General features: G+C 38.3%; 4 protein-coding genes. All 4 read right to left on the minus strand.

The features are described from left to right. Window positions 1-79 precede the first annotated feature (79 nt). Complete coding sequence (locus N475_RS02260) at window positions 80-742, minus strand: hypothetical protein (protein ID WP_063359778.1); 663 nt, start codon at window positions 740-742, stop codon at window positions 80-82. Window position 743: 1 nt separating this feature from the next. Further along, entirely contained in the window at window positions 744-1088 is a 345-nt protein-coding gene (locus N475_RS02265; protein WP_063359779.1) for a M91 family zinc metallopeptidase, read from the minus strand. A gap of 11 nt (window positions 1089-1099) precedes the next feature. After that, window positions 1100-1690 carry a hypothetical protein gene (locus tag N475_RS02270; RefSeq protein WP_063359780.1) on the minus strand — a complete coding sequence of 197 codons (591 nt, stop codon included), beginning with the start codon at window positions 1688-1690 and terminating at the stop codon, window positions 1100-1102. Window positions 1691-1713: 23 nt separating this feature from the next. After that, a partial coding sequence (locus tag N475_RS02275) for an RHS repeat protein (RefSeq protein WP_282955584.1) occupies window positions 1714-2986 on the minus strand: 1273 nt, incomplete at its 5' end.

The raw sequence follows: 2986 nt of genomic DNA on the forward strand, positions 1-2986 counted from the left end.
ACTTGGAACTTGAATTCGGGTTATATTTTATTAGCAGAAACTAAGAAGTGTCTTATTTCTATCTTGTTTTTATTTTTGATTAAAATATGTAATCTAGCTCAAAGAACACATTTTTTTTAACCTCCTTTCTAATTTCTTCCATTCTATACTCTGATGGTATAGGTGAAGATGCAGATTCAGATAATAACCTTCCATGTTGCGCAAAATTCTCGCTATGATTTTTGATCAACTGCGCCATGTTGTCTCCATCTTTAAACAAGCCTATATAGGCTTGTTTAAAAGTCTTATCTTCTGACTTATAGTAAATAAAATCGCAAGGAACATGGCTCAAATTTGAAGTATTTCCTTTATAAATTTTTCCTTCATCTGTTTTATTGAGCTCTACATATGCCATTATTTGGTCGAAAGTATTTTTATCGATTTCAGTTATAATAGCTTTTTCATACCGAGGGCTGCTCACAATAGATATGAACCTTTTTTTCATCTCCATAATAGCAACAAAGTGATATGACGCAATACCCGAAGAGCCTGATTTGAGGATGATTAATTTATTAGGCTTACCCTCTAAAGCACTAATAGCCTGCTTTGTTTGATCAATGCTATAGATATTATCCACCCAAGATAATGCGCAAGATTTACCATATTCTGATAACTTGTTATAACTACCATCCCAACGTACAGTATTACTTAAACAGGCTGTTAAACCTATTAAGGCTATTAGAGTTAAGAATAGATTTTTCATTTTAACACCCTTCCACACAATAATGATGACCTTTGTGGTTATAATGAGTCCGGATATAACCATAACCTAGCTGCCTTCTAATTAGATTTGTATGTCTAACGGCATAGGCTTCTTGCGAGGGAAGACCATAAACGCCACCACCAATTCGCCTAGCTCCTCCATCAGAGAACCAACTGGATGCAGCATAATTCCATGCATGATATAACTCATGCGCAAGTATCATATCAGGACTGGCAGTCCTAAATAAATTCCCACTAGTTACAATCTTTGATACATGTGTAGGGTCAAAGTAAATTGTCGAATTTTTACCAAACCATTCTCCAGCTGTTAACAAAGTTCCCCACATTAATTCTGCTCTTAAATAATTTTTAAAACTTTCGCCAACATATCTAAGGTTGGCAGTGATGTTAATCCCCAGCGTTTGACTATAGGTGACATTTGCTCTTTATTAATGTCATCATAAATCTCTTCAGGTAAAACTATTGCCATACAGCTTTTTAAGTATAAATAAACCCAGATCGTTTCTACCCATACAAACAGTCGATTATTTTCAATATATATAGCGTCATAAAAGTTTTCAATAGAGCCCGCTTCTGACAGTAACAATAATAAGCTGTTTAATTTAATCTCTTCACCATATAGCCATACGATCCATTCACCATTAACACACTCTATAAATGTCGATACCATACATAAACAGCCGGAGTCATCATTTGTCAACTTTCTTGGCTGTATCAATTCAGCAATAGATAACTCTGAAAATAGGTTATGTATAAACGGAGCGAAACGCTGTGAGTTTATATAGATACTTATTGAGCTTTCATCTGTCCACCCATCTTCACACTTTATTTTAATATAAAAATCATCAAACAGCTCCTTCTCAAAAACAGATGAGCCTCTTTTTCCTTGAAACCCAAAATTTAAAAAACTTTCAATAATTTCATTCATTAGGTTCTTAGCCTACTCTCAGTTTAATCCCAAAACTTCCCATCATATGGCGTAGCCCGCATCATGTTTAGATACATTGCGTCTTCATTCCCAATGCTCACTGGGAAAATAGTAGCACTTCCTACATCATTCATCATAACCCATTGAATTGAGTATTGTCCTGGTTTTAAGGTTATAGAGCCACCGGGAATATTTTTTCCAACTAATGTCACCCCATCTGTGGCTTTATAATCAAATTCCGACTGACTATACACAGTAGCAGCTTGATATGCCTTGAAAGGAACATATTTATGCACTTTCCCATCTCTCAGTTTTACTTCTGTTAATGTCCAATGACCAGAATCATCTACAGAAACAACATCATATTTTCTATATCCTATATAGTTATCACCATCATAATAGGCACCTACTGCACCATCTATAACAGATTGACCTTTGAGCATTTTTTGTCTATTGGTTTCAAGTTTTTCAGCATGCCGCCAGCCCTTTGCTTTCTTGCGGTATCGGACTCTCTCCGCCTCTTTATTACCATTGTAAGCCTGAGCAAATGCAGCCGTAGTCGCACCATTAGCAAACTTTCCTCCAGTCAATTCAGAGATTGTACCGCCGATAACCGCTGCTACTGCGATTCTAGCAATGTCATACTCAAGCCCAGCTGAAGAAATCATGCCATTCACATTAGCTGCTTTGGTTAAACCCGCACTCCAAAAACCATGACCAAAATTTCCGCCTTGTACATCAGCTAGGATGCCACCAGTAAGAGCATGTGCCCCTAAGTGGCCCGCACCTCCAGTTTTCCAAAAACTTCCTCCGGTACCGTCGAACATACTTCCTATACCAGCAAAAGCAGCTCCAGTTGCAGCTCCAGTCAATCCCCCTTTTAAAGTTCCGCTTCCTATGACCCCACCAACAAAACCTGATGCAGCTCCTGCTACCATCATTTGACCTGAAGTAAGAGCAAATGCACACATTCCTCCTGAATTAAGCAGCATCCCTTCAACTAACCCAAATGTGTAATATGCTGCCGCAATCGCTGCAATGGAACGCCAATGCTTCTTAACAAACTTCCCAAGCTTCTTAAACAAATACCCACTCGGATCTGTATAACTCAGCGGATTATTCAACACATAAGAATATGCGTTATAGTTCTGCAAATTACTCGGCGCTTGCACAAACGGATCCGCCTGCATAAATCGACCCGTGTCTGCATCGAAGATCCGACCATTCATATGAATGATGCGTTTCTCGCCCCCTAATGCCACCGGTTCATGGCCGGTGTACGCTTTAAAGTTACTC

It is taken from the genome of Pseudoalteromonas luteoviolacea DSM 6061 (genome assembly GCF_001625655.1).
GTDB classification, from domain to species: domain Bacteria; phylum Pseudomonadota; class Gammaproteobacteria; order Enterobacterales; family Alteromonadaceae; genus Pseudoalteromonas; species Pseudoalteromonas luteoviolacea.

Bases quoted from the DNA above. Each gene is read 5' to 3' on its own strand.
- N475_RS02270 (WP_063359780.1), bottom strand. From the start codon at position 1,690: ATGAATGAAATTATTGAAAGTTTTTTAAATTTTGGGTTTCAAGGAAAA.
- N475_RS02265 (WP_063359779.1), bottom strand. From the start codon at position 1,088: ATGTGGGGAACTTTGTTAACAGCTGGAGAATGGTTTGGTAAAAATTCG.
- N475_RS02260 (WP_063359778.1), bottom strand. From the start codon at position 742: ATGAAAAATCTATTCTTAACTCTAATAGCCTTAATAGGTTTAACAGCC.